The 2443-nt window shown below is 54.5% G+C and carries 1 rRNA gene; it reads right to left on the reverse strand.

Features of this window, described 5'->3' with window-relative positions:
- Window positions 1-2443 (reverse strand): 23S ribosomal RNA (locus QMA09_RS16975); the annotation flags it as partial.

A 2443-nucleotide genomic window follows, 5' to 3' on the forward strand; every position in this document is an offset into this window, starting at 1 on the left:
TGTCGCCACGCTTCCACTCCGAACCTATCTACCTCATCGTCTTTGAGGGATCTTACTTGCTTGCGCAATGGGAAATCTCATCTTGAGGGGGGCTTCGTGCTTAGATGCTTTCAGCACTTATCCCGGCCACACATAGCTACCCAGCGATGCCCCTGGCGGAACAACTGGTACACCAGCGGTGTGTCCATCCCGGTCCTCTCGTACTAAGGACAGCTCCTCTCAAATTTCCTGCGCCCGCGACGGATAGGGACCGAACTGTCTCACGACGTTCTGAACCCAGCTCGCGTACCGCTTTAATGGGCGAACAGCCCAACCCTTGGGACCGACTACAGCCCCAGGATGCGATGAGCCGACATCGAGGTGCCAAACCTCCCCGTCGATGTGAACTCTTGGGGGAGATAAGCCTGTTATCCCCGGGGTAGCTTTTATCCGTTGAGCGATGGCCCTTCCATGCGGAACCACCGGATCACTAAGCCCGTCTTTCGACCCTGCTCGACCTGTACGTCTCGCAGTCAAGCTCCCTTCTGCCTTTACACTCTGCGAATGATTTCCAACCATTCTGAGGGAACCTTTGGGCGCCTCCGTTACTCTTTAGGAGGCGACCGCCCCAGTCAAACTGCCCGCCTGACACTGTCTCCCGCCCCGATCAGGGGCGTGGGTTAGAATTTCAATACAACCAGGGTAGTATCCCACCGACGCCTCCTCCGAAGCTGGCGCTCCGGGATCTCTGGCTCCTACCTATCCTGTACAAGTTGCACCAAAATTCAATATCAGGCTACAGTAAAGCTCCACGGGGTCTTTCCGTCCTGTCGCGGGTAACCTGCATCTTCACAGGTACTATAATTTCACCGAGTCTCTCGTTGAGACAGTGCCCAGATCGTTACGCCTTTCGTGCGGGTCGGAACTTACCCGACAAGGAATTTCGCTACCTTAGGACCGTTATAGTTACGGCCGCCGTTTACTGGGGCTTCAATTCGCACCTTCGCTTGCGCTAAGCACTCCTCTTAACCTTCCAGCACCGGGCAGGCGTCAGCCCCTATACGTCACCTTACGGTTTTGCAGAGACCTGTGTTTTTGCTAAACAGTCGCCTGGGCCTATTCACTGCGGCTCTCTCGGGCTATACACCCTACCAGAGCACCCCTTCTCCCGAAGTTACGGGGTCATTTTGCCGAGTTCCTTAACGAGAGTTCACTCGCTCACCTTAGAATTCTCTTCTCGCCTACCTGTGTCGGTTTGCGGTACGGGCACCTCCCGCCTCGCTAGAGGCTTTTCTTGGCAGTGTGAAATCAGGGACTCCAGGGCGCAATGCCCCTTGCCATCACAGCTCAGCGTGTATGAAAATGGGATTTGCCTCATTTTCCGCCTCACTGCTTGGACGCGCACAACCAACGGCGCGCTCACCTTATCCTTCTGCGTCCCCCCATTGCTCAAACGGCGGGGAGGTGGTACAGGAATATCAACCTGTTGTCCATCGTCTACGCCTATCGGCCTCGACTTAGGTCCCGACTGACCCTGAGCGGACGAGCCTTCCTCAGGAAACCTTAGGCATTCGGTGGACGGGATTCTCACCCGTCTTTCGTTACTCATACCGGCATTCTCACTTCTAAGCGCTCCACCAGTCCTTCCGGTCCAGCTTCGACGCCCTTAGAACGCTCTCCTACCACGGATCCCATACGGGATCCATCCACAGCTTCGGTAATCCGTTTAGCCCCGGTACATTTTCGGCGCAGTGTCACTCGACCAGTGAGCTATTACGCACTCTTTAAATGATGGCTGCTTCTAAGCCAACATCCTGGTTGTCTAAGCAACGCCACATCCTTTTCCACTTAACGGATATTTGGGGACCTTAGCTGGTGGTCTGGGCTGTTTCCCTCTTGACTACGGATCTTATCACTCGCAGTCTGACTCCCAAGCATAAATCACTGGCATTCGGAGTTTGTCTGAATTCGGTAACCCGGGATGGGCCCCTAGTCCAAACAGTGCTCTACCTCCAGGATTCTCAATCTTGAGGCTAGCCCTAAAGCTATTTCGGAGAGAACCAGCTATCTCCAGGTTCGATTGGAATTTCTCCGCTACCCACACCTCATCCCCGCACTTTTCAACGTGCGTGGGTTCGGGCCTCCAGTAAGTGTTACCTTACCTTCACCCTGGACATGGGTAGATCACCTGGTTTCGGGTCTACAACTGCATACTCTGGCGCCCTATTCAGACTCGCTTTCGCTGCGGCTCCGCCTTCTCAGCTTAACCTTGCATGCAATCGTAACTCGCCGGTTCATTCTACAAAAGGCACGCCATCACCCATTAACGGGCTTTGACTATTTGTAGGCACGCGGTTTCAGGATCTATTTCACTCCCCTTCCGGGGTGCTTTTCACCTTTCCCTCACGGTACTGGTTCACTATCGGTCACTAGGTAGTATTTAGCCTTGGGAGATGGTCCTCCC

Source organism: Planococcus sp. APC 3906 (assembly GCF_030407685.1).
In the GTDB taxonomy this organism is placed as follows: domain Bacteria; phylum Bacillota; class Bacilli; order Bacillales_A; family Planococcaceae; genus Planococcus; species Planococcus koreensis.